Source organism: Burkholderia sp. 22088 (assembly GCF_052045915.1).
Classification (GTDB): domain Bacteria; phylum Pseudomonadota; class Gammaproteobacteria; order Burkholderiales; family Burkholderiaceae; genus Burkholderia; species Burkholderia cepacia.
In genome coordinates this window covers 90,980-110,601 of the sequence record NZ_JBQEPY010000014.1, presented here as the reverse complement: position 1 = coordinate 110,601, position 19,622 = coordinate 90,980, and the positions used below count along the sequence as shown (strand labels likewise).

At 61.3% G+C, this 19,622-nt stretch carries 23 protein-coding genes; 13 read left to right on the top strand and 10 right to left on the bottom strand.

Annotation, left to right across the window (positions count from 1 at the left end; translation table 11 throughout):
* Positions 1-59 precede the first annotated feature (59 nt).
* Positions 60-848 carry a hypothetical protein gene (locus ACTJLD_RS25770; protein ID WP_151062622.1) on the bottom strand — a complete coding sequence of 263 codons (789 nt, stop codon included), beginning with the start codon at positions 846-848 and terminating at the stop codon, positions 60-62.
* Between the two features lie 449 nt (positions 849-1,297).
* Here ACTJLD_RS25770 and ACTJLD_RS25765 point away from each other — a divergent pair, with 449 nt between their 5' ends.
* The 7 genes from ACTJLD_RS25765 to ACTJLD_RS25735 all read left to right on the top strand — a co-directional run bounded on the left by ACTJLD_RS25765 (position 1,298) and on the right by ACTJLD_RS25735 (position 5,641).
* A complete protein-coding gene (locus ACTJLD_RS25765; RefSeq protein ID WP_151062623.1) occupies positions 1,298-1,750 on the top strand; it encodes a hypothetical protein in 453 nt (150 codons plus the stop codon).
* Between the two features lie 24 nt (positions 1,751-1,774).
* Positions 1,775-2,095 (top strand): hypothetical protein, encoded by a 321-nt coding sequence (locus ACTJLD_RS25760; RefSeq protein WP_062911832.1) that lies wholly within the window; start codon positions 1,775-1,777, stop codon positions 2,093-2,095.
* Between the two features lie 66 nt (positions 2,096-2,161).
* A complete protein-coding gene (locus ACTJLD_RS25755; protein WP_151062624.1) occupies positions 2,162-2,497 on the top strand; it encodes a hypothetical protein in 336 nt (111 codons plus the stop codon).
* Positions 2,494-3,723, top strand: coding sequence for a DUF1173 family protein (locus ACTJLD_RS25750; RefSeq protein WP_151062625.1), 1,230 nt, complete (start codon positions 2,494-2,496; stop codon positions 3,721-3,723). The genes ACTJLD_RS25755 and ACTJLD_RS25750 overlap by 4 nt, the downstream gene beginning before the upstream one ends.
* A gap of 53 nt (positions 3,724-3,776) precedes the next feature.
* Positions 3,777-4,196, top strand: coding sequence for a hypothetical protein (locus ACTJLD_RS25745; protein WP_151062626.1), 420 nt, complete (start codon positions 3,777-3,779; stop codon positions 4,194-4,196).
* Positions 4,197-4,306: 110 nt separating this feature from the next.
* The gene (locus tag ACTJLD_RS25740; RefSeq protein WP_151062627.1) at positions 4,307-4,978 is read left to right on the top strand and encodes a Lar family restriction alleviation protein; all 672 of its coding nucleotides are present in this window, start codon (positions 4,307-4,309) and stop codon (positions 4,976-4,978) included.
* Between the two features lie 81 nt (positions 4,979-5,059).
* Positions 5,060-5,641, top strand: coding sequence for a cold shock domain-containing protein (locus ACTJLD_RS25735; RefSeq protein WP_151062628.1), 582 nt, complete (start codon positions 5,060-5,062; stop codon positions 5,639-5,641).
* Between the two features lie 78 nt (positions 5,642-5,719).
* Here the strand turns inward: ACTJLD_RS25735 and ltrA are convergent, their stop codons facing one another.
* Both ltrA and ACTJLD_RS25725 read right to left on the bottom strand, forming a co-directional pair.
* The gene (gene ltrA / locus ACTJLD_RS25730; protein ID WP_170297404.1) at positions 5,720-7,009 is read right to left on the bottom strand and encodes a group II intron reverse transcriptase/maturase; all 1,290 of its coding nucleotides are present in this window, start codon (positions 7,007-7,009) and stop codon (positions 5,720-5,722) included.
* Positions 7,010-7,518: 509 nt separating this feature from the next.
* Positions 7,519-8,739 carry an ISL3 family transposase gene (locus tag ACTJLD_RS25725; protein ID WP_044844244.1) on the bottom strand — a complete coding sequence of 407 codons (1,221 nt, stop codon included), beginning with the start codon at positions 8,737-8,739 and terminating at the stop codon, positions 7,519-7,521.
* Positions 8,740-9,246: 507 nt separating this feature from the next.
* Between ACTJLD_RS25725 and ACTJLD_RS25720 the strand changes: the two genes are divergently transcribed.
* The gene (locus ACTJLD_RS25720; protein ID WP_151062630.1) at positions 9,247-9,618 is read left to right on the top strand and encodes a hypothetical protein; all 372 of its coding nucleotides are present in this window, start codon (positions 9,247-9,249) and stop codon (positions 9,616-9,618) included.
* Positions 9,619-9,706: 88 nt separating this feature from the next.
* Here the strand turns inward: ACTJLD_RS25720 and ACTJLD_RS25715 are convergent, their stop codons facing one another.
* Entirely contained in the window at positions 9,707-10,849 is a 1,143-nt protein-coding gene (locus ACTJLD_RS25715) for an integrase domain-containing protein (protein ID WP_151062631.1), read from the bottom strand.
* Between the two features lie 1,467 nt (positions 10,850-12,316).
* Here ACTJLD_RS25715 and ACTJLD_RS25710 point away from each other — a divergent pair.
* From ACTJLD_RS25710 to ACTJLD_RS25695, 4 genes are all read left to right on the top strand, one after another.
* Positions 12,317-13,321 carry a PRTRC system protein D gene (locus tag ACTJLD_RS25710; RefSeq protein WP_062911823.1) on the top strand — a complete coding sequence of 335 codons (1,005 nt, stop codon included), beginning with the start codon at positions 12,317-12,319 and terminating at the stop codon, positions 13,319-13,321.
* Positions 13,322-13,330: 9 nt separating this feature from the next.
* Complete coding sequence (locus tag ACTJLD_RS25705; RefSeq protein ID WP_062911822.1) at positions 13,331-13,669, top strand: hypothetical protein; 339 nt, start codon at positions 13,331-13,333, stop codon at positions 13,667-13,669.
* A gap of 118 nt (positions 13,670-13,787) precedes the next feature.
* Complete coding sequence (locus ACTJLD_RS25700; RefSeq protein WP_170297405.1) at positions 13,788-13,937, top strand: hypothetical protein; 150 nt, start codon at positions 13,788-13,790, stop codon at positions 13,935-13,937.
* Positions 13,934-14,188, top strand: coding sequence for a hypothetical protein (locus ACTJLD_RS25695; protein WP_062911821.1), 255 nt, complete (start codon positions 13,934-13,936; stop codon positions 14,186-14,188). Before ACTJLD_RS25700 ends, ACTJLD_RS25695 begins: the two co-directional genes overlap by 4 nt.
* A 46-nt stretch (positions 14,189-14,234) precedes the next feature.
* Here ACTJLD_RS25695 and ACTJLD_RS25690 read toward each other — a convergent pair whose 3' ends face one another.
* The 6 genes from ACTJLD_RS25690 to ACTJLD_RS25665 all read right to left on the bottom strand — a co-directional run bounded on the left by ACTJLD_RS25690 (position 14,235) and on the right by ACTJLD_RS25665 (position 18,452).
* A complete protein-coding gene (locus ACTJLD_RS25690) occupies positions 14,235-14,462 on the bottom strand; it encodes a hypothetical protein (protein WP_211195073.1) in 228 nt (75 codons plus the stop codon).
* A gap of 94 nt (positions 14,463-14,556) precedes the next feature.
* The gene (locus tag ACTJLD_RS25685; protein ID WP_151062632.1) at positions 14,557-15,699 is read right to left on the bottom strand and encodes a DUF7146 domain-containing protein; all 1,143 of its coding nucleotides are present in this window, start codon (positions 15,697-15,699) and stop codon (positions 14,557-14,559) included.
* A 435-nt stretch (positions 15,700-16,134) separates the two neighbouring features.
* Entirely contained in the window at positions 16,135-16,689 is a 555-nt protein-coding gene (locus tag ACTJLD_RS25680; protein WP_151062634.1) for a single-stranded DNA-binding protein, read from the bottom strand.
* An 11-nt stretch (positions 16,690-16,700) separates the two neighbouring features.
* Positions 16,701-17,540 (bottom strand): hypothetical protein, encoded by an 840-nt coding sequence (locus ACTJLD_RS25675; RefSeq protein WP_151062635.1) that lies wholly within the window; start codon positions 17,538-17,540, stop codon positions 16,701-16,703.
* Positions 17,528-17,977, bottom strand: coding sequence for a hypothetical protein (locus tag ACTJLD_RS25670; protein WP_062911817.1), 450 nt, complete (start codon positions 17,975-17,977; stop codon positions 17,528-17,530). Before ACTJLD_RS25670 ends, ACTJLD_RS25675 begins: the two co-directional genes overlap by 13 nt.
* A gap of 112 nt (positions 17,978-18,089) precedes the next feature.
* Complete coding sequence (locus ACTJLD_RS25665) at positions 18,090-18,452, bottom strand: hypothetical protein (protein WP_062911816.1); 363 nt, start codon at positions 18,450-18,452, stop codon at positions 18,090-18,092.
* A 425-nt stretch (positions 18,453-18,877) separates the two neighbouring features.
* Between ACTJLD_RS25665 and ACTJLD_RS25660 the strand changes: the two genes are divergently transcribed.
* A complete protein-coding gene (locus tag ACTJLD_RS25660) occupies positions 18,878-19,579 on the top strand; it encodes a nuclease-related domain-containing protein (RefSeq protein WP_151062636.1) in 702 nt (233 codons plus the stop codon).
* The last annotated feature ends 43 nt before the right edge of the window (positions 19,580-19,622 follow it).

The window sequence follows — 19,622 nt, the reverse complement described above, 5'->3', positions numbered from 1 at the left end:
GATAGAAATAGAAACGGCCCGCCGAGGCGGGCCGAAAAAGGAAGGTTGGAGCTACCGAACTATCCGCGCGATGCGAGATGTTCGGCTCCGAACTCGCTGATGAAGATCGACAGCGCATCGCCGATCGCGTGCGCGAACTTGAACTGCCATTTGTCGTTGTAGCGGACAATTTCCAGGCCAGTGAAGCTCTCCTTGTCTCGCGAGCGATACTCGTCACTCACGAGGCGGCAATGCCTTAGCTCGCCTGCAAGTGCCGCACAACCAGACTTCACGGCAAATGTCGTGAGGCCCGTCACCAGTGCTGCAACGCGGCTTTGCGAGTAGTAGCTAACGCGACGCCACCCGCTGCTGCTGAAGGAAGCTTCGCTTCCAACCGACGCCTCGATCACAATGCCGCTGTTGGTGCGCTTCATTTCTGTCGTCGGCTTCAACCAAAGCCCGTCGATGATCGCCTTGGCGGCTTGCTGATACGCGATCGATGCGCCGGCATCTCCTGCGAACTTCTGCTTGAGATGCGACCAGAATGCGTCCAGATCCGGCGTTGTGCCTGATCGAATGGCTTCGCCGATATCGATGCCTGCCGCTTCCAACTCGGCGGCTCGGTCGATCTCGATACGCGTGCCGGCGGGCGCCACTTCGCGCCGCGCGACTCGCACTACTACTTCGGAGAGGTCGACACAGAACTTCGTCAACTCTCGCTCGACCTTGTATTCGTGTCGCGAGCGTGTGGCACGCTCGTAATCTTCGCAGCCAGGAAACAGGGCGATTTCTGCGTCTGCAACTGCGCGATAGGCGTCGGCCGCTCTCGTCTGTGCCGACTTGAACTGCTCGATCAAAGCGTTGTACATGATGTGCTCCACCAGTAGAAGACGGAGCACCGCCCGGACCGGGAATGCCCCGATCGGGTTGTGTAGGAAGATTTGGTGCCACGCGAGGTGGCTGGTTGTCGATGCGTCGAAGACGCGGAGTACACGACGATCGTAGCCGCATCATTTCGGGCCACAAGGTGGAAATCACGACTGTTTGCGTGCTGCTTTCATCTCTGTTGACGGGACCAAGTTTTCCCCAAAAGCGTTGGACAACCTTGTGGAGAACGGGCGCAGACCCTTTAGTGCTGGGACCGTCGACCAGATGCTCAATTTTTAGGCATCACGGGCGGACGCAACCGGTTGAGGGGGCTTTGGAAGAAAGCTCCTGAAAAATGGTGGCCTTTCCCGGTCACCTCCTGCGCCCACCGGCTGCATGGTTGAGGTGGGCACATCCGTCGCCCTTGTCACTCCAACCGGGCAACCACACAATGATCGATCTATCCAAACGCGTCTCTCTCAGCTACGCGCAATATCTCTTCAGCCAAGCCTTGTTCGTGGGCAAATGGGCCTTCTACGTTTTCTTCGTGCTTCCGAGCGTAATCGTAGGTGGCGTGCTCGCTCTTTACAGCAACTTCTCCTTCCAGACGATTCCGCGTGAGGTTTTGCAGTTCGCCGCGCAGACAGCGGCCAATCCGCCCGCGCAGCATGGCTCGCTTTGGATCCAGGTTTGCAAGGACAAAGTTCCTGACTATGCGCTTCCGGCTTCTCCGATCTGCAAGTCGAAAGGTCTCGAGCAGCGACCGATCGAAGCACTGGCGAGGGAGGTAGGCGAGCGCCTCTCGTGGGCGTATGCGGTCGTCGTGGCACTTGCGGCAGGACTCGCAATCGTCTTCGGGCCATTCCTCAATGCTCACCGCGGGCGCCGGCGGCAAGAGAGCTAAATCCGGCCGCTGGCGTTATCGAAAGTGTTACTCCAGACTCTAGCGGTACCCAGCCCCATCGCCGTCGACCTGGTCGCTCAGCTCGCCAGTACCGGCGCGTGGCCATACATCGCCATTGGGACTGTTGCGGCCCTGCTCATCGCAGTCGTCAACACAGTCCGCGTCGTAATTGCGGCAATCCGTCGATACGAGCGCAGCCGCGCTGTTCGCATCATGCAGCTACGCCATCCGCATTGCCACGTAAAACGGCTTTCCAAGGGGCAGTGGCTCTTGATCGACAAAGACACCGGCACCGAATACGTGCCGCCACCGCTCGAACACCCACCAATCAATGAATGGATCTAGCCGCAGATTCACGTCCTGGAACACCAGCACTGCCGGTGATAGATCCGACCGCTCAATCCACCTGCCATGAACCTGTTCATTCCGATTCCACTGATGATCCTCACCCTTGCGGCGATCTTCGCAAGGCTCAGTGTCGACAACAAGGTGATCAGCGGCTGTGCAGTCGCGGTCTTCCTCGCGATCTGCTGGACGTACTCTCGCCTGTTACGCCGGCGCGAAGGCGGGAGAATACGACGCGACGAAGACGAAAAAGTCGCTATGGAGCAGCGCTATCCGTTTTGCCACGTGACGCTCCTATCGAGCGGGGAGTGGTTCCTCACCGAAAAGGCAACCGGACGCGAATACAAGGGCGGGGCCAGGGTCGGAGTTACGGCACCCGGCACCAATGAGGAAACCCGATGAACAACGTCTTCTTCTCCGGCCTTACCGTGCCGCTTAATGATGTCCAAGAGCACCCGGCTGCTTTTGTACGCCAGCTCGAGCGCGCGAAGATCAATCCGGGTTACGCGCAGTGCCTTTGCCTGGGTGCTGCGCGCCCTCTCCGCCTCCAGATCCGCCGATACGGCAGTCTGCTGCACCTCGCTGGGTGGCCGGATGAAGGGCCGATGCACGACGCCCAATCGTGTTCGTTTCACAAGGCACCGAACGAAGGCGAAAACGAGGCCGGCAAAACCCTGCCGGGCATCGTCGCGACCGCCGCGGGCTTGCGCGCAAAGCTCGACGTTGCCCTCACTCAGCGCACGGTCCGCACCGCCTCCAAGTCCGCCCGGCAAGCTAGCGGTCCGACAACCTCACGCCGCGCGGCCCCTCTTCTAGGCTTCCTGCAGGCGCTCTGGAACGTCGCCGGCCTCAATCGCTGGTCTCGCGCAGAGGGGACGCGGAACTGGGGTGTCTGCAATGCGCGCGTCCTCTCCGAGCTCGGTGACGCCGTGATCAACGGCGAGCCCGCCGAGCAGGTGCTGCACGTCATGCGTCGTTTCCAGGAGGCTGATCGCGTTGCGATCAACGCCGAATTCGATGCCTTCCTTGGCCGCGTCGGCCAGCGAGATGGAACGAACCATCGCGGCCTGGTCGTCGGCGAGATCTCAGAAATCGGCACGACGCCCTACGGCCGGTCGATCACTTTGCGCCAGAGCAAGAAGCCGTACTACTGCAGCTCCGGTTTGATCGCCCTCGCGGAGAAGCGATACGGCCACGCGCTACGCGCGCTCGGCGACCGTGCCGCGCGAGTCGTCACGATTCTCCTGATCGAGCGCACGTCCAAGGGCCATCACATCGTGGTCGATCTCGCCGCAATGCTTTGCTCGTCCACGTACATCACGTGCGATTCGATCCACGAAGTCGCTATGGCAAATCGGCTCGTTGCCGAAGGCCGCGCCTTCGACAAGCCGATCCGGCTAAACGAGGGCACCGACATGCTGCCGGACTTCGTCCTAACGGACACCGCGGAACCAACCCACATCGAGGTCTATGGGATGAATGGCCTGACCGAGTACGAGGCTCGCAAGCGGGAAAAGCAACGCCTTCGCACCGCGCGCGGCATCCAGGCAGTGGAGTGGGATATCGACCGATTTCAGCTGGCCGATGTCCGGTTCCCTCCCATTGCGCGGCGAAGGGCTGGACCTTGACATCGTCGTGCGGCCGGCAAGATGAATGCATCCTCTTAGCCTGGACGCCTCCTATGCACGGCAAGTCGCTTTTCCTCCATCGCGCGGTCTCCCGCACCGATCAGTGGGGGCCGCAGTTTCCCGCCCTCTCCATGGCATGCCGCCACCCCGACTCTTTCTCCGGTGGGCGGCAGCTCGCCGTCGCGGTGACAGACGCTCGCGGACTGCGATGCGCAGCCTTCACGAACTTCGGCGCCATCCTCGAGTTCCGCGCGTCGTGGGACGAACTGGAACGCGCCGGCACCTGGTGGCATTACGCGCGGGCATGGCATTTCTGGTTCGTTGACGATCCGCAATCCGCGCGACGAGTATTTCCTACCGATTCCGGGCAAATCGTCGTCGCATCCTCCGAATCAAGCCACACATCCAACACGTCGACCGACTCGCTCCTGTCCCTTATTCGCATTGCGGAACTGCGAGCTTCACGCGATTAACTCAGACTGGTGAGAAATAACCGGAAGGAATATTCGCGCTTTTCTCGGTATTGCCGCGCTGCAAAAACAGCAATAATGCCGGCGACGAGAAACTTACAACCTTCCGACAAATGATCGAACAGCTCTATCCATGTGAGCACTGCGGCGGCCGGCCGACCGTCGGCCGATCGCAGCGACTCGTTGATGGCGATGACAACCGCCTATTCGACTTTAGCCAGTTCGGCCGCTTCGGCGGCCCACCACGCATCGGTGACGTACAAGCTCGCCCACCCGAGGCGCCTCGGACCGAGCCCCTGGTCTGCATCTACTGCACTGGTTGCGGCATGTCGACGCCGTGGGAAGCGATCGGCGATGACGAAGCGGCCGCGAAAGACCGATGCGCCGAAACATGGAACCGACGCTTGAGCCGCCCGAAGGCAACGGCTGAGGACCTACGAAACCTGATCGAGAGAGAGCTCGGCGCCTGCGATACGCAGTTGGTGCTCGACATGTTGTCCCGCGTAGAAGGGGACTGGGACGAGATCGGTCCGATCTTCAAGATGCTGGCGCAGCGCCTGGTCGATGCTACCGTCGTCACCGTAGACACGTGGCCGATCGCACCCGTGCTCGAAGACGCGGCACGATATCGAAAGCTCGTCCAGCTGGCGAAGTGGATCGAGGTCGACGGCCGGGACTACGTTCAGTTCCCGAAAATCCATTCGCCGAACGAGCATCGAGATTTTCTGTTTGAAGACCGGATCGCGATCGCGGTCGACGCCATGCCGGACCGTGACCGTTGGTAGCAGGCGAAGGCCGCGACATGTCGGGCTATCAGGCGCCGGACGGATATCATTACGTACTCGACCAACTACAAAATCAGAACCATGCGAGGAACAATAAAGTGGTTCTCGAAGGATAAGGGCCACGGCTTTATCCACGGGGAAGCAGCCACTGACTATTTCTTTCACGTCAGCGACGTCATCGGAGCCGAGGCGCCACGCGACGGTGACATCGTCGAATTCGACGCCACTACGAACAATCGAGGTCCGCGCGCGGCCAAAGTGCGAATCGTCGAAAGGCAATCGCGAGCGTCCGCCTCGCAACATCGCGATGATCGCGTCGAATGCATTGCATGCAAGAAGAAAATGGTCCCCCGGATCATCACGCATCGCGGGCGGCCTGAGCGCTCCGTGTGTCCGTACTGCGCAGCGACGTTCAAACGGTTCGGCATGTGCTTCATCGCGTCCGCGGTCTATGGCGACTACAACGCACCGGAAGTCCTTGCTCTCAGGGGATTCCGAGACAATGTCCTCCGGACCACGAAGCCGGGCCGATGGGCGATCCGAATGTACTACCAGGTATCGCCACCGCTCGCGCGATTCCTCCATGCGCACCCGAAGCTCGCGCATCACATCAAGCCAATACTCGACGCAGTCGTTCGCAGAGTTCGGCGGCGCTCGCATTGAAATCGGGATAGGGGCAAGCCTCGCGACTCGACCCCTCCCACACCACCGTGCGTACGGGTCCGTACACGGCGGTTCGGATCAGTTGATCGGCACTGGCCCGACCGACGGCAGACCCAGCGAGAGGAAGTAACGATTCGACAGCGCCTTGTTCAACGCTGGGCTGCAGCTAAGGCGCCATACACCGTGTGGCGAACCTGCCGTCTGGGCAGCGAGGTTGCGGTTCACGCCCCGCGCGACCAATTCCCCGAATCGGGTTCGACCACGCCTCCATTGCTTCCAGAAGAAGCAGCGAAGGCGGCGGCGGATCCATTCATCGAGTTTGTGGAGTACGTAGGGCGTTTCGCAGAAGCCGTAGTAGCCCCGCCACCCGGTCAGATATCGTTTCAGCTCGCCAATCATCTGGTCGACGCTGGTCCCTCGCGTGCGTTGGGTTAGTTCCCGGATGCGTTCCCTGAAGCGTTCCAGAGCCTTGGGCGCAATGCGCCTTCTAGCTTGGGCATGCACAGTGAACGTAAACCCAAGGAACTTGCGCGTGTGCGGCTGTGCAACGGCGCTCTTCGCTTCATTGACCTTCAGCTTCAGTTTGCTGGTGAGGAAGGCCTTCAGACCTAACATCACCCGCTGACCCGCGCGTTCACTCCGCACGTAGACGTTACAGTCGTCCGCGTACCGCACGAACTGCAGTCCGCGTCGCTCAAGCTCCCGATCAAGATCGTCGAGCATCAGGTTGGATAGCAGCGGTGACAGCGGACCGCCCTGGGGCGTACCTTCGTCCGTCGCGCCAACCAGCCCGTTTTCCAGCACGCCCGCCGTCAGGAACGCGCGGATCAGCCTGAGCATTCGCTTGTCGCTGACTCGCTTTGCTACCCGGGACATCAGGATGTCGTGGCTCACGCGATCGAAGAATTTCTCGAGGTCCAAATCCACAACCCAGCGCAGGCCCGCTTGAATGTGGCTTTGCGCGCGCTCCACAGCCTGATGCGCCGAGCGCCCCGGACGGAAGCCGTAACTGGCATCCGAGAACGTCGGGTCCCATTGCCTTTGCAGCACCTGCAACACCGCCTGTTGAACGAATCGATCAAGCGCGCACGGGATGCCGAGCTTGCGCACGCCCCCATCCGGCTTGGGTATCTCGACGCGTCTTACAGGTTGCGGTCTGTACGTGCCGTTCAGCAGTGTGGTCCGTATCGACGGCCAATACTCACGCAAGTGCGCCGGTAATTCCTGAACCGTCATGCCGTCCACGCCCGGTGCACCCTTGTTCGCTTTCACACGCTTCAACGCCTGCTTCAGGTTCTCCCTTTCGCAGACTTCTTCCATCAGTCGGTCGCAAGCCGACGGGCTTTCAGACTCGAAGTTCGCCGCCATAGGTTCAGCCCCTCGAGCGTCGTCCTTCGGGGCTTCACCCCTATCTCCGCCCCCCGAGGACGCGATGCGTTTTCTGCTGCGCTCCCATGTCGAGTTCACCGGCTTACTTGCCACTCCTTTCCGTTTGGGCCTTCAGGCGTCGCCGCCCTAATATGCCCGCTGCTGACTCCTGCACGGCGATCAACGCCCCTTGCGGTCCGTTCAGTCCTGATTCCAGGACGCCGGGCAGGCCTCCCGAGGTAAGCACAACCGCCTTCACCACACACCTGCCAGATTTACCACCCCAGCCCTTGATGGTTGGGGACTTCGCGATCATTAGCTCGCTCGTCCGGCCGGGTAGGCCTCATATCTGGTTTCTGTTCGTCAGGTCATGGCTTTGCTACACGCTTCCTTCAGACCCCGCCTCGCGACGACGCCCTTGCGTTTCACTAATCCTTCGCCCCATCAGGCTGGACAGGGGACTTACACCCCCAAGCTGTTGCGCATGCTCGGCGCACTAAAAAAAAGGTTCATCGAGGATTACCGGGGAACGCGGCGCGAATCTTAAGGAAGAAGTATTCGTCGTCGCGGTACCCGTAAGCTCGACGCTTGATGACCTTGATGGTGTTGTTGATGCCTTCAACGATGCTGGTATTGAGCGGATGGCGGCAGCGAGTCACGATGCCGTGCCAGTAGCCCTGCAGACGCTCGGCGAACTTTTGCAGGGCCGCGATCCCACTTTGCTGAGCCTGCTCGAACCATTGTTCCCAAGCCTTTTGAGCCCAGGCCGGCTTTCGGTAGAACCAGAGCCGCTTGAGCTCGTCGCGTAACACGTAGACGCATAACAGCGCCTGATTGGCCGCCAGCAATTCCTTCAGGTGCACGGCCTGATCCGGCTTGAGGTTGTGGCGGTTGCGCAGCAACAGCCAGCGGCTGGACTTCAGAACCTTGCGGGCTGGCTTGTCATGTCGGAGTTGATTGGCCTGATCGACCCGCACCCGATCGATCACTTCGCGGCCGTACTTGGCCACCACGTGGTACAGGTCGAAGACGATTTCCGCCTGCGGACACTGTTCCCTGATTTCGAGTTCATAGGCCGTGGTCATGTCGATCGCGACCGCTTCGATACGCTTGGCCGCGCCTTCGGGAAGCTGTTCGAAGAAGGCCCGGGCCGTCTCACGCGAGCGTCCCGGTCCGATCCAGAGTACTTGCCGGCTGATCGGGTCGACCACCACCGTGGCGTAGCGATGACCTTTATGCAGCGCGAACTCGTCCATCGCCAGATAGCGGATCGTTGACCAATCGGGCTCGCTCACGCGCGCCCGCAGGCGCATCTTGTCGATCGATTTGACCGTGTGCCAGCCCAGATCGTAGAAGGCCGCCACCGCCTGTACGCTGGCCGCTTGCAGCAGTTTCTCGCAAGCCTTGGCGAAGCGCTCCGTCACTCGCTGGTAACGGCCCAACCACGCCAGCTTCTCCAGTCGCGGGCCGCCGCAGCGTTCGCACCAGACCCGGCGACGAGGCACATGCAACACCACCCGGTATTCGAATAGCGGCAAGTCACGCACCCGACGAACCGTCGTCTCGTGGATCTGCTGGCAACGTGCCCCACACTGCTCGCAGTACATGATCTTGCTGACCGGCTTCAAATACAGCGACAGCGTGCGGCCTTCGCCTTCCGGCCATTCCACACGCTCCAGTCGGTAACCCGTCCAGCAGCCCAGTGCCTGAAGTGCCTTGCGATCGAGCAATTGCATCTCCTGACGTCCTTAAAGTCAGGCGTCAGGTTACGCAATCGCTCTCAAACCCTCCACGGTTTCCTGCGATGAATCAAAAAAAAGCCGGCTTGCGCCGGCTTAACGAAGGTTCTAGCGATTTCCGAGGGCCTGTGCCAGAACCTGAGAGACAAGGCTATCTTACCGAGCCCGTCTTTCCTCCAGCAGGCGTTACACCGACTATTTCTCGCCTCATTCTCCGATGCTCCGGCTAACGCTAGCCTCGACAAGCGGGCGCACCCCCGCTTCGCGACCTGCATTTGCGATCCGGCGCGTTTGGCGCTCGGACGTCAGTTGCTTTGAAGACTCCGCACGCATCGCCTATGCGCCCGAGCACACCAGCGACGACAATCTCAAGGTGCTCTGTCAGCGCTGCCGCCTTGCCCATGGCGCCGAGCATCGATGTGCCAGAGTCGCAGCCACGCGCCGGGCACGAAGAGCGATTGGCGACCTGTTCGACGATGCAGTAACGGGAGAAAGTGAATGAGTGCTGTCGATAGGAAACACCCGGTTGATGTCCCGACCGACCTCAACTCTGCAGAGAGACTCCGGCAACAGCCGTCGGCGAACGGCCCCGTGCCGGACAAGGAGATTTTCGTCGTTCACGCGTCCACGATGTGCGAAGGCAGCGACCCGGTACGCGCGTTCGCCACCAGAGAATCCGCCGAAGCATTCGCCCAAATGTGCCGCGACCACGAAGAAGCGCGCCCCCTTCCTCCTGGGATAGACGCGCCTGAACACGAATGGGACCGTTGGACGGAGTTGGACCGCACCTGGGAACAAACGCATCCGGCCGCGCCGCTCTCCCGCCGGGAGAGCTACGACGTCCTGACGCTCCCCTTCGACCCGTCCTGATCCGCAACGGATATTGCATGTTGCGGCGTCGTCCTATCGACGCCGGCAACAGCCTCCGCGTCAACCCGACAAGAACCCGCTGCGACCGTCACTTACGTGGCGACGGCGACGCAAGCAGTCTATACAGCGCCTGCCTCGAAATCCCCAGCGCCGCCGCAGCGTGGCTCTTGTTGCCGGCGGCCGCCTCGAGCGCGGCCTTCGCTTCGGCAACGCTCGGCAACGGTTTCTTCAGCTCCGTCTGCCGGGCGAACGTCGACAGGTACGCGTTCGCCTTCGACGGACGGCTGTGGCCGGCGGCCTCGACGACCCGGCGCTTCGCGTCCTCATGCGCGGCAGGATCAGGACGTGCCGGCGAACCCTTGATCGGCGCCGGCACCTCGGCCACCTGTTCATAGAGCGTCTGCAGATATTCGTGACGCAGCCCGTGGCTCGTCACGCCGATGCCGCTTTTGGTTACGCCATGCTTCGCGAGCACGTAGTAGTACCAGTCTCGCCACTGCTTCAGCGTTCGTCCGGCCGGAATCGTGGATCCCGTAACACCGTTGCTCAAGCGCGCCGCTTCCTCCAGGATCGCGACCTTCTTCTCGATCGGCACCTCCCGCGGCCGCCCGCCCTTCGTTCCGCGCGTCACTGCGAGCATGTGCGGATCGCGCACCGCTTCTGCCGGGCGCAGCATGAAGCTTTCTTCGACACGCAACCCAAACGCCGCCTGCATTTTGAGTTGCACCGCGGTGTACGGACACGTTTGCGCGATCTCTTCGATCTTCGCGACCGCGTCCACTCCGTTCACTGCCCATGACTTGTCTTCCGTCGCCACGTAGCTGCGCTCAAGGCCCATTTCACGGCGATCGACGTAGTCGCCGAGCGTCCCGACCAGATTCGCCTTGCCCAGCCATTGGGCGAGTGCTCGCAGATACGTGAGCTTGTTCTCGATCGTGCCGCCCGACTGCTTATCCTTGACCCATCGGTCAACGAGGTACTCGACGTGCTTGGTCTTCAGCGACCATGGCGTCTGCAGCGCGAACCCACCCTCGCGCAGTTCGACGAATGCCTTGCAGATCGCCGTCGCCCGATATTCCTGCGTCTTGATCGACAGCGCCCGTTTGCTGATCCGCGTCGCGCTATGAATCTCGGCGACATGCTGATCGAACAGCACCAGCAACGCGTCGCGAAACTCGGGCGACAGTCGATAGCGTCCCACAACAGACCGAACGTTGAGGATCGCAGCCATCCAATTACTCCTTGCGGTCGATACCGCTCCCACCAGGCGCAACCCGCCCGCCTCTTCCTATCGTCAATCGATCATCCGGAGCGCCGCATGCATCCGCATGCGCCCGTCCGCCAATCGCGCTCCGCGAAATCGCCGGCCACGATCCCAAGGATCGGTACCGACGCCATTCGCGAACCCATCGTACGATGCGCGGCCGCTCGGTCAAGAACCGCTCTGCGCTGCCCAGTCGGTCCACGGTCGGTTCCGCAGACGCGATCAGTCCGTGATCCGCCGGCGGCCATCGCTTCGCGCAAACGCTCCCCACGTCAGCCGACACAAGCCGGTCTGGATTGCTCGGGGCGACCCATAGGCGTTCACCTTTTCCGTCCGTTGCGCGCCCCTACCTGACGCGCCAACGGCTACTTCTTTCGCCCTCGCTCGCGCGAATGGCTCCGCCGGAATCCGCCGGCGCGGTCTTGCTGCTTCCTGTCCTTTAGCGATTCCATCCGATCAGCCCGCTGCATGGGAAGAGCATGCAATCCGACTGTCCATCCCGCTGCAATGACCGACGCAGTCCGCGCTTCGCGCAAACGGTCGCCGACCATTTCGCGCCCGCTTGTCGGACGCGCTGCGCGGATTCGCTCCGCCCAGTCCAGCTTCGTGGCTACCCTGCCAGCCTGACGCTCACGCGTCTCGGCGTCGACGAACCTGGCGGTCGCCGGCGCCGGGCTATGTGCCGGGCAATTCCTGTTGCGCATTTGGGTTACGGCTGCGCCTACCGTTCGTTCTTCCAATCAGGGAATCGCGACACCGGTTTTTCCGGTTCGCAAGACTTCCCCCGCCCCCAAGCACGTTCATGTCGGCCGCGGTGTGTCGGGCTTCCTGAACGCACCCAGCTCGTTCGCTGAAAGGGCGTGAGTAGACGCAAATGAGGTCGCGTGGACTGTCCGGTGTCCGGTGTCCACATGTCCTCATTGCGTCCCATTGCGGCAAACCGCCGCCGATCGTATGGATATCGCACTGTCCAGGGGTCCTCAAGGTGGACCACTGTGTACTTGATTTGCTTCAGAAAAAGGCCGCGTCAATGTGCGGCCCGGACATTTCACTGCGTTGGAGGCCCTGAACGGGGCCAGAAGGGACGTGTGAGCGCCAGGCGCTCCGGTTCGATGCGTCGATGACGCGGTAGGTGATGCCCAGAATAGGCCTTTTCGTCACGCTTAGCAGCGCGAAAGCTGTCGGGAAGTGCGCCGCTTTCCAAAACTTGACTTTGCGTACCGCTCGATAGACTGAATCACGCAATCTCGGACTTTATCCGGGAGATTCAAGGGCTCGCCGTTGCAATCTCCCACTCTATGTCCGACTTCGGTAACGGCCCATTCTCAATGTCCGACTTTATCCAGGACTTTCGTGAAGCGACGGTGCCGAAGTTCGACTCGGGGTTCGACGTTGCACTCGCCTTCCCTGAAACAGACACCAAAGGAGTCGCCCTTGAAAACTGCAGTCTTCGCTATCGACGTCGGTTACGGCAATACGAAATACGCGCACCGTGCCGCGAACAACGCCGTGGCCTCCGGAATGTTTCCGTCGCTCGCGCCGCTTGCGGCGAGTCGCTCGATCGCCGGATACGGCGACAGCGTATTGACGGCCCGCAAAGTAGCCACGATCGTGATCGACCAAGTCGAGTACGAGGTCGGCCCGGACGTTTCCCTGACTGCCGCGTACGGCAACACCGGCCGCGCGCTGGCGGACGACTACATTCTCACGAACAACTACGCTGCGTTGCTCCTCGGGGCGATCCACTTTTCCGGCGTGACCCATATCGAACGCCTGGTGCTCGGCCTGCCGGTTCACAACCTGAAGAAGTACGCGGGCGCGTTGATGGAGCGGTTCACCGGCACGCTGGATTTCGGCGCTGGACGCGTGAAGATCGACAAGGTCATGGTGATCCCGCAGCCGCTCGGCTCGCTCGTCCTTGCCTCCAGCAACCGGAAAGGCGGGTTTGGCCGGGACGTTGAACATCTCGTCGTCGACGTCGGCTACTTCACGACCGACTGGGTATACGCGAGCGGCTTCGCGATGGATGACAAGCGCAGCGGTGGCATGCCGGGCGGCGCATCGCAGATCTATCAGCGCATCGCCCAGTTAATTGCACGCGACCAGGGCGACGCGGTCGAGGACATCGAGCGGATCGACAAAGCGCTGCGCGAGCAGACGCCGTTCTTCTTCTACGGGAACGACATCGATCTCGCGCCCTATCTCGAGAAAGCGCAGCCGTTGATTTCGGGCGTCGTGAAGGAAATGCAAAACAACGTCGGCCGTCTGGCGAACGTTCGATCGATCATCCTGTCCGGTGGAGGCGCGGCACTCTATGCGTCCGTCATTCGTCAAGCGTTCCCGCGAGTCGTCATCGAGGTGATTGACGCACCGTGCCTCGCGAACGTTCGGGGGTTCCTGCTGGTCGGGGAATCCAGCGTCGCTCGCGAACGCCGATAAGGAGCGGACATGAGCGACAAGATCGAGATGACCATCACGATCAACGAGCTCGTGTCGCCGCTCCTGTTCGAGCGGTTGCGCACGTGTCCGTCGGCCCGTCGCCGGGCCGCCGTCCTCAAAGCATTGGCCGAATCAGCGCTTCGTCAGGAATTGACCGGGCAGGCGCGCATCGTAACGCCTGCAGTGGCCGCGCCTCCCGTCACGCCCGCATCACCCCTGGCCACGCAAGCGCGCGCGACCGGCGCCCACGACGACGACGCGTTTCAGGTACTCAGTGTTGGCGATGGGAGCCTTGACGGCGCGGGCTTCGACGACTCGCTTCACGATCAGCTGGGGGCATGGGCGTGACAACCCATCGGCTCGTTTTTTCGTGGCTTGCTTTTTGCATAGACCTGAGAGAATTGCAGTACGAGGTAGGTGTTCAAAACGTGTGACGCGTCTTGCATCGATAGAAAAGGAGAAGAAAATGCTGGAACTGATCGGGTGGATTCGGACGGGTGAAATCGTGGACAAGCTCACGTCGCCGCTATTTCTCGCGTGCGCTGCAGCGTTCATGATCGCGGGCTACTACTGCGCGGGCGCGCTCAGATCGGCGCAACGCCAAGGTGACGAATGAGCATCATCGGCGGTCTCCCTTCCACCATCGCCAGCGGCTACAGGGCATTGCCTTTCGTTTTGCGCCGCCTCGTTCTGGTCTTGGTGTACTCGCTGGTCTTCACGGCCGGCGCTTTCATGCACAACCATGGCGCGGGCGACATCGCCAGTCTGTTTCTTCTTGTTGGCGCGATCGGCACCCTTTGGGCTGCCGGGGCGTGGCGAGTCTTCAAGGTCGTCCTCCTTCTCGTCCTGGTTATCGTGGGCGACTAAGCAAAAAAAAAAGCGACTTCCCGAGGGAAGTCGCTTGTCGTCAGGTTTAGTGCGTCCGGCTCTTCTCTTTTTCTTCAAGCCACGCCATGCAAAAATCGACCGCCGGCTGAAACGCTTCATCCCGCAGGATATAGCGATCGTCGCCTTCGAGCTGCCGGTCGATCACATCGAAGCGCGGACCTTCGGAAACGTCCGCCGCCCCCTCTGACGCCACCCTGGCCGTCACCTCGATCACTTCAAACTCATCCAGCACCAGTCGAAACGCGCCCATCATTCACCTCGTGATGTGGCCCGGCGCAATACGGCCCGGAGGGGACGTATCCCCACCGGGTAAGATAAAAATGTGCCGACGAATGCCGGCGTCGAAATCACATCGCTGCACACATTCCGCTACTGCCGGTACGCGACAGGTTCCGCCTCCGCGATTCTTCGCGTGCCAGTTGCCTGGCCCGCACGAGATCACGCTTTTGGGCCCGCCGCTGGTGCTGCAGTTTCCATACGTCGCAGAAATCCACGCCCTCGACCACTGACTTAACGATCGAGACGCGCTTGCCAAGCGCACGAATGCGATCTGCAAGAAGCTGCGCATGATGTTCGCCCGGCCTGACGCCGCGCCGTTGGTCAACCTTGTCGCGATCGGCGTAGATGATCACGTGGTCGTAATCGTCCCAGTTGATGTCGGCGCGCTCGAGGCCACCACAATTCAGCAGGCAGCGGACTTCGATGCGATTCTCGTACCGTGCGACGACCGCAAAGCCAGTCTCGGCGCCCTCCACCAGCGCCAGGGTGCGAGACCTCGTCGTGTTAAGCCGCACCGATGACCCAAAACTGCCGGCCGGCGCACTCATCTCCAACTTCGCTCGCGATTTCCCATTCTTGGTGAGAAAGGGAACCTTCTCCCCGTCGGCCGTGAGGTAGGTGCGATGGACACGCCGCGGCTTGCCGGCCTGCGACCGTGCTCGCTGAAGCATCACGGGAAACTTCCCCTGCTTTTTGCCAAAGGCGTCGACGTACTCCATCCCAGGGTGACAGCGCACGTCGCGCCCGATCCACTCGAGCCGTAGCCCGGGAATCCGCGTCGAAAGGTAGGTCCACGCGGGCGAGTCGACCGTCACCGGAGCGGCACCGTCCCACGCAGCCTGCATGTCGCGACACTTCTGCTCGTCGGTTTTTTCGGGCCGGACCGGGACAGGCTTCGCCTTGCGCACCATCGCGGGGGGAATCCCGCCGTTGTAATTGTCGGTCTCGAGCTCGTAGAAGATCTCGCGATACGGCTTGCCCGTCACCTCATGGATCAGCGTCGCCCCCATTCCACCCTTCAGGCAGCGGGCGCAATGCCAACCCCCGTTGGGGTCTCGTTCAGGCGGGAAGATCCGGAAGGTCTCCTCGCCATCGCAAAGCGGACAGGTCCACCACCGCCCTTTTCCACTCAAAAATCGGCTGTCGATGTAATGCGGAAAAACATTGGTCCAGTCGATGGCCGCGAGATCCAGCTTCTTCAGCTCTCCCATGATTCGTCCTCCGTTCGCACAACGGCGAAAACGCGTGCATCCGCCACCCATCGGATAGCAGGCACTGTTGAATCAACAAACCTTCCTACCGCCGCGAGCTCCAACGGGACGTCGAATCGACGCGACAGGCAGAGCCCCGCGCGGGACGAAAGGCAAAAACACTTCACGTTCACGGATCTCTCCAGTTGGACTGCGGGTTTTTCGATGCCTGAGACAGGCGCAGAAACGCTTGCTCAACGAAGCCGCGCGCGGGCGCGTCGGCTTGGTTCAGCAACGTCAGCGGAACAGGAAAATGCGGGAGGGAAGGAAGACGGCGTGCGATGTGCCCGAAGGCACGTCGCACGCTATAGGTGAGAAAAAACGGGAGGGAGAATCGGGATGGTGAGCCCTTGCGGGAAACCCTTCGAATCAGACCGATTTAATTAGGGTCTGATACTAAAAAGGGATGTCGTCATCCATCTCGTCGAAACCACCACCACCGCCATACGACTGCGACTGAGCCGGCGGGGGTGCCGAGTGTTGCGGACGCGCCGCAGCGTTTGCTGGCGACTGACCGGACGGCTGTCGTGAGGCCGGGGCGCTTGTATGACGACGCGTGCCCTGCTCGAACTCGTTGTCGCCACCGTGGCCACCGCCGTCACCGCGACCGCCGCCGTTGCGGCCGCCGAGCATCTGCATCTGGTCGGCGACGATCTCGGTCGAGTAACGATCCTGCCCGTCCTGGCCTTGCCATTTGCGAGTGCGGATGCGGCCTTCGACGTAGATCGAGCTGCCCTTTTTCAGGTACTCGCTCACGATCTCGGCCAATCGGCCGAAGAATGAGATGCGATGCCACTCGGTCATTTCCTTGTAGTCGCCGCTCGCCTTGTCCTTATAGCGATCGGTCGTCGCGACGCGAACGTTCGCGACCGCGTCGCCGCTGGGCAGATATCGCACTTCCGGATCGGCGCCAAGATTGCCGACGATGATCACTTTGTTAACAGATGCCACCTAGAACTCCTTCACGTGGTAATCGACCACAGCCACTTGTCCCACATGACTTGCTGGCCGTTTTTCAGAATGGGGGAGCCGTCTTCCTTGCGGAAGGCCGGCACTTTGATCTTGCGGAGGCGCTTCACAGTGACGATTTCACCGACGCGGCAACCGCACTCGTTGATCGCCTCTTTCAAGCCTTCTCCCTGCAGAACACGCTCGCCGCTACGCGTATCGAGACGCAGCGCGAAAGACGTGTAGGTGGAAGCCCTTCCGGGACGACGATTGGGAAACTCCTCTTCTCCCCAGCCGGTAATCCGGCCTTTGACGGCGGCTGATTGGCCCACGTCATCGCTGCGAGTACGATGAGTTCGAAACCTACTGGACTCGCTTGTGGACTCTGCGTGGTGCCGCTCGTCTTCGGCGTCAGTTGCCGGTTGCTGCGCATCTAACGCCCGAGGCGACCAACCGTCCGAGCCTGCAGCGGTTGAAGCGCCTCCCAAAGCAGAAGACGCCGGCACGCTTGCGCGGCGGATCGCGGTCGCTATCGCGTCCTTCAGCGAGACCGAGTGCTGATGCAGCATCGCCCAGTGCGGCGCGAGCGCCGGCAGGATCTTCGTGCCGAACATCGTGTCGCCAGGTGCGTCATCGAACGCGGGCACGAACTCGACGACACAGTCGCCCTCGTCGACGAACAGATGGATGACTCCCTCGATCGTCACGAGCGTCTCGTTGTCCGCGCCAGTGCCGACAGCTTTCGCGCTGCCGCATGCTGACGAGCGCGGTTCGACCGCCGACACCGATGCCCGAGGGCTGCCCGGGAAGGCCTGAGCGAGCACGCGCGTGAAGAACATGGCTACACCGCCCATTGCGCCTCCAGCGAAAGCTGACCGCTGCACCAGCGATTGAGTCGGTTGAAGTCATAGTTGAGCAACGGAACATCGCGGATCGCGTCCTGCATCGCGCGCGGTCGGACACGACCGAGTGCGCAGACGATCGAGTAGGGAATCGCCCCGGTCCATAGCTCCATGATCCAGCCGAGCGTCGCGTAGTAGTCGACCTTGTCGACCGGCCGGTTGCACAGCCGTTGATGCAGCATTTCGGCGCAGTCGATCAACGCCTCGGGGACGTTGTCGCTATGCCGGCTGTCGAGAGCGAAGAAGACCACGGCCTCGGCGAGCTTCTCCCGCACGTGCGGCTCCCAGCGATCGGGATCCGGCAAAGGATCGGGTTTGGGTGGAGTGATGAGAATCGGCGAATCACCGCCGAACATGTCGAGCTGCCAACCAGCAACTTGCGGTTTCATGAGCGTGCTCCGGATATCAACCGGGCACCTCATTCCCCTTACCGGGAACGTGGTTCCCGGTGGGAGATAGGACGACCATGCGAATTGCTTCGCACGGTCGGACTGGGGCGACTTACTTCGTGCCAGTTTTCAGATGGTGGGCATTCGTCTGGTTCGACGAAGCCTTGATGGGGATGACAACTGCGGATTTCGCATACTGACGTTGCGGGGCAACCGGTGCCTTCCCATCGGAATGCACAGGTGCGACGGCACTTCGGTTCGCGTGCCGCGGACTCTCGTCAGCATCGTGACGATCGGCGCTATCACGCTCGGGCTGATGCGATGCTTTCTTCGCGCCATTCTTGAAGTGGTTGTACGCAGCACCCGCCATCAACAGCGCGACGATGATCGAGTGCGCCGCGATGTAGACCGCCAAGCACAGTGCGAGGAACTTGACCGGCGATTTGAACGCGCCGCTGAAAAGGGACTTCAACATGTTTCTCTCCAGAGAAAATCGAACAAGGGAATGTCCGGACAACGCCCGGTGGTTTCGATGCTCGGAACGAGCAAGGAAATCGGCGCAAAGCGCTTTCGTCTGCGACCTCGTTGGTCAACACACGAAATCGCTCAAGGCCGATTAACTGGGAAGGCGCGGGCAAGCCGCGAAATGGCAGAGCCGGATGGCTCAGGAAGGTCGATGCGTCGGAAACGCGTGATAGAAGTAGGGTAAGCCGCACCAACGCACGGTGCACTCGGAATGCTCGCCAATCGCGTACAGCTTTGGCCGAACCGTCCGAACGCAACCGGTTGTGGGGCAAAACCGAGAATGCTCCAGAAAATCGTATAGCTTTCTCCGGAACTTGACTTCGAAAAATCGGAGACAAACTGGACGCGTCACTTCATCAACCGAGGCGCATCCCAATGTTCTGGATTCTCATCGTTGTCGCCAGTGTCTGGGCACTGGTCAAGCACTACGCGAAGGCCCATCCCCGTCGCCAATCGCCTCCCCCGGTTACCAGGAGCCAGGCATCGGGCGATGCTGGCGAGGCGCGCGTGCTCGGCGAGCTGCGCCGCGTCCTGTCGCAGCTCTGCGGCAACGACTTCTACGTCCACCCCACTGCGCTGCTGCTGCTCCACGCGCCTGGCACCGAGTTCCCGACCGCCGAAGTCGACCATCTGGTTGTCACGCCGTTTGGCATCTTCGTGATCGAGACCAAGAACTGGGCCGGCACCATTACGCCTGGCAGCAGCGCCGATACGGTCGTGTGCCACCTGCCGAGCGGCAAGCTCGAGGAACGGCGCTCGCCGATCAGCCAAAACCGGGCCAAGGTTGCCTTCCTCCGCGGCACGTTGCCCTCCGTCTGGAACGTCCAGGGCCTCGGCGTCTTCGCGAACGACAACCGCTCGCTCTCCCCCAACCTGCCGCTTGCGCTCGTCACTCTGCCCGATCTGGGCTACTGGTTGCGTACCCAACGAGATCGCCACGCGAAGTCCGGAAATCCGAACATCAACGTGCGGGCCGCGTGGAGCGTCGTGCGCCGCCTGAGCGTGGACGACCCGACCGGATCGGCGCTATCGGCTCACCGCCATAAAGTTGCCGCAGATTCATCCGTAAACATATGACCACCGGTTTACATTTTCTTACAGTCTGTAACTTCTAGTTTCA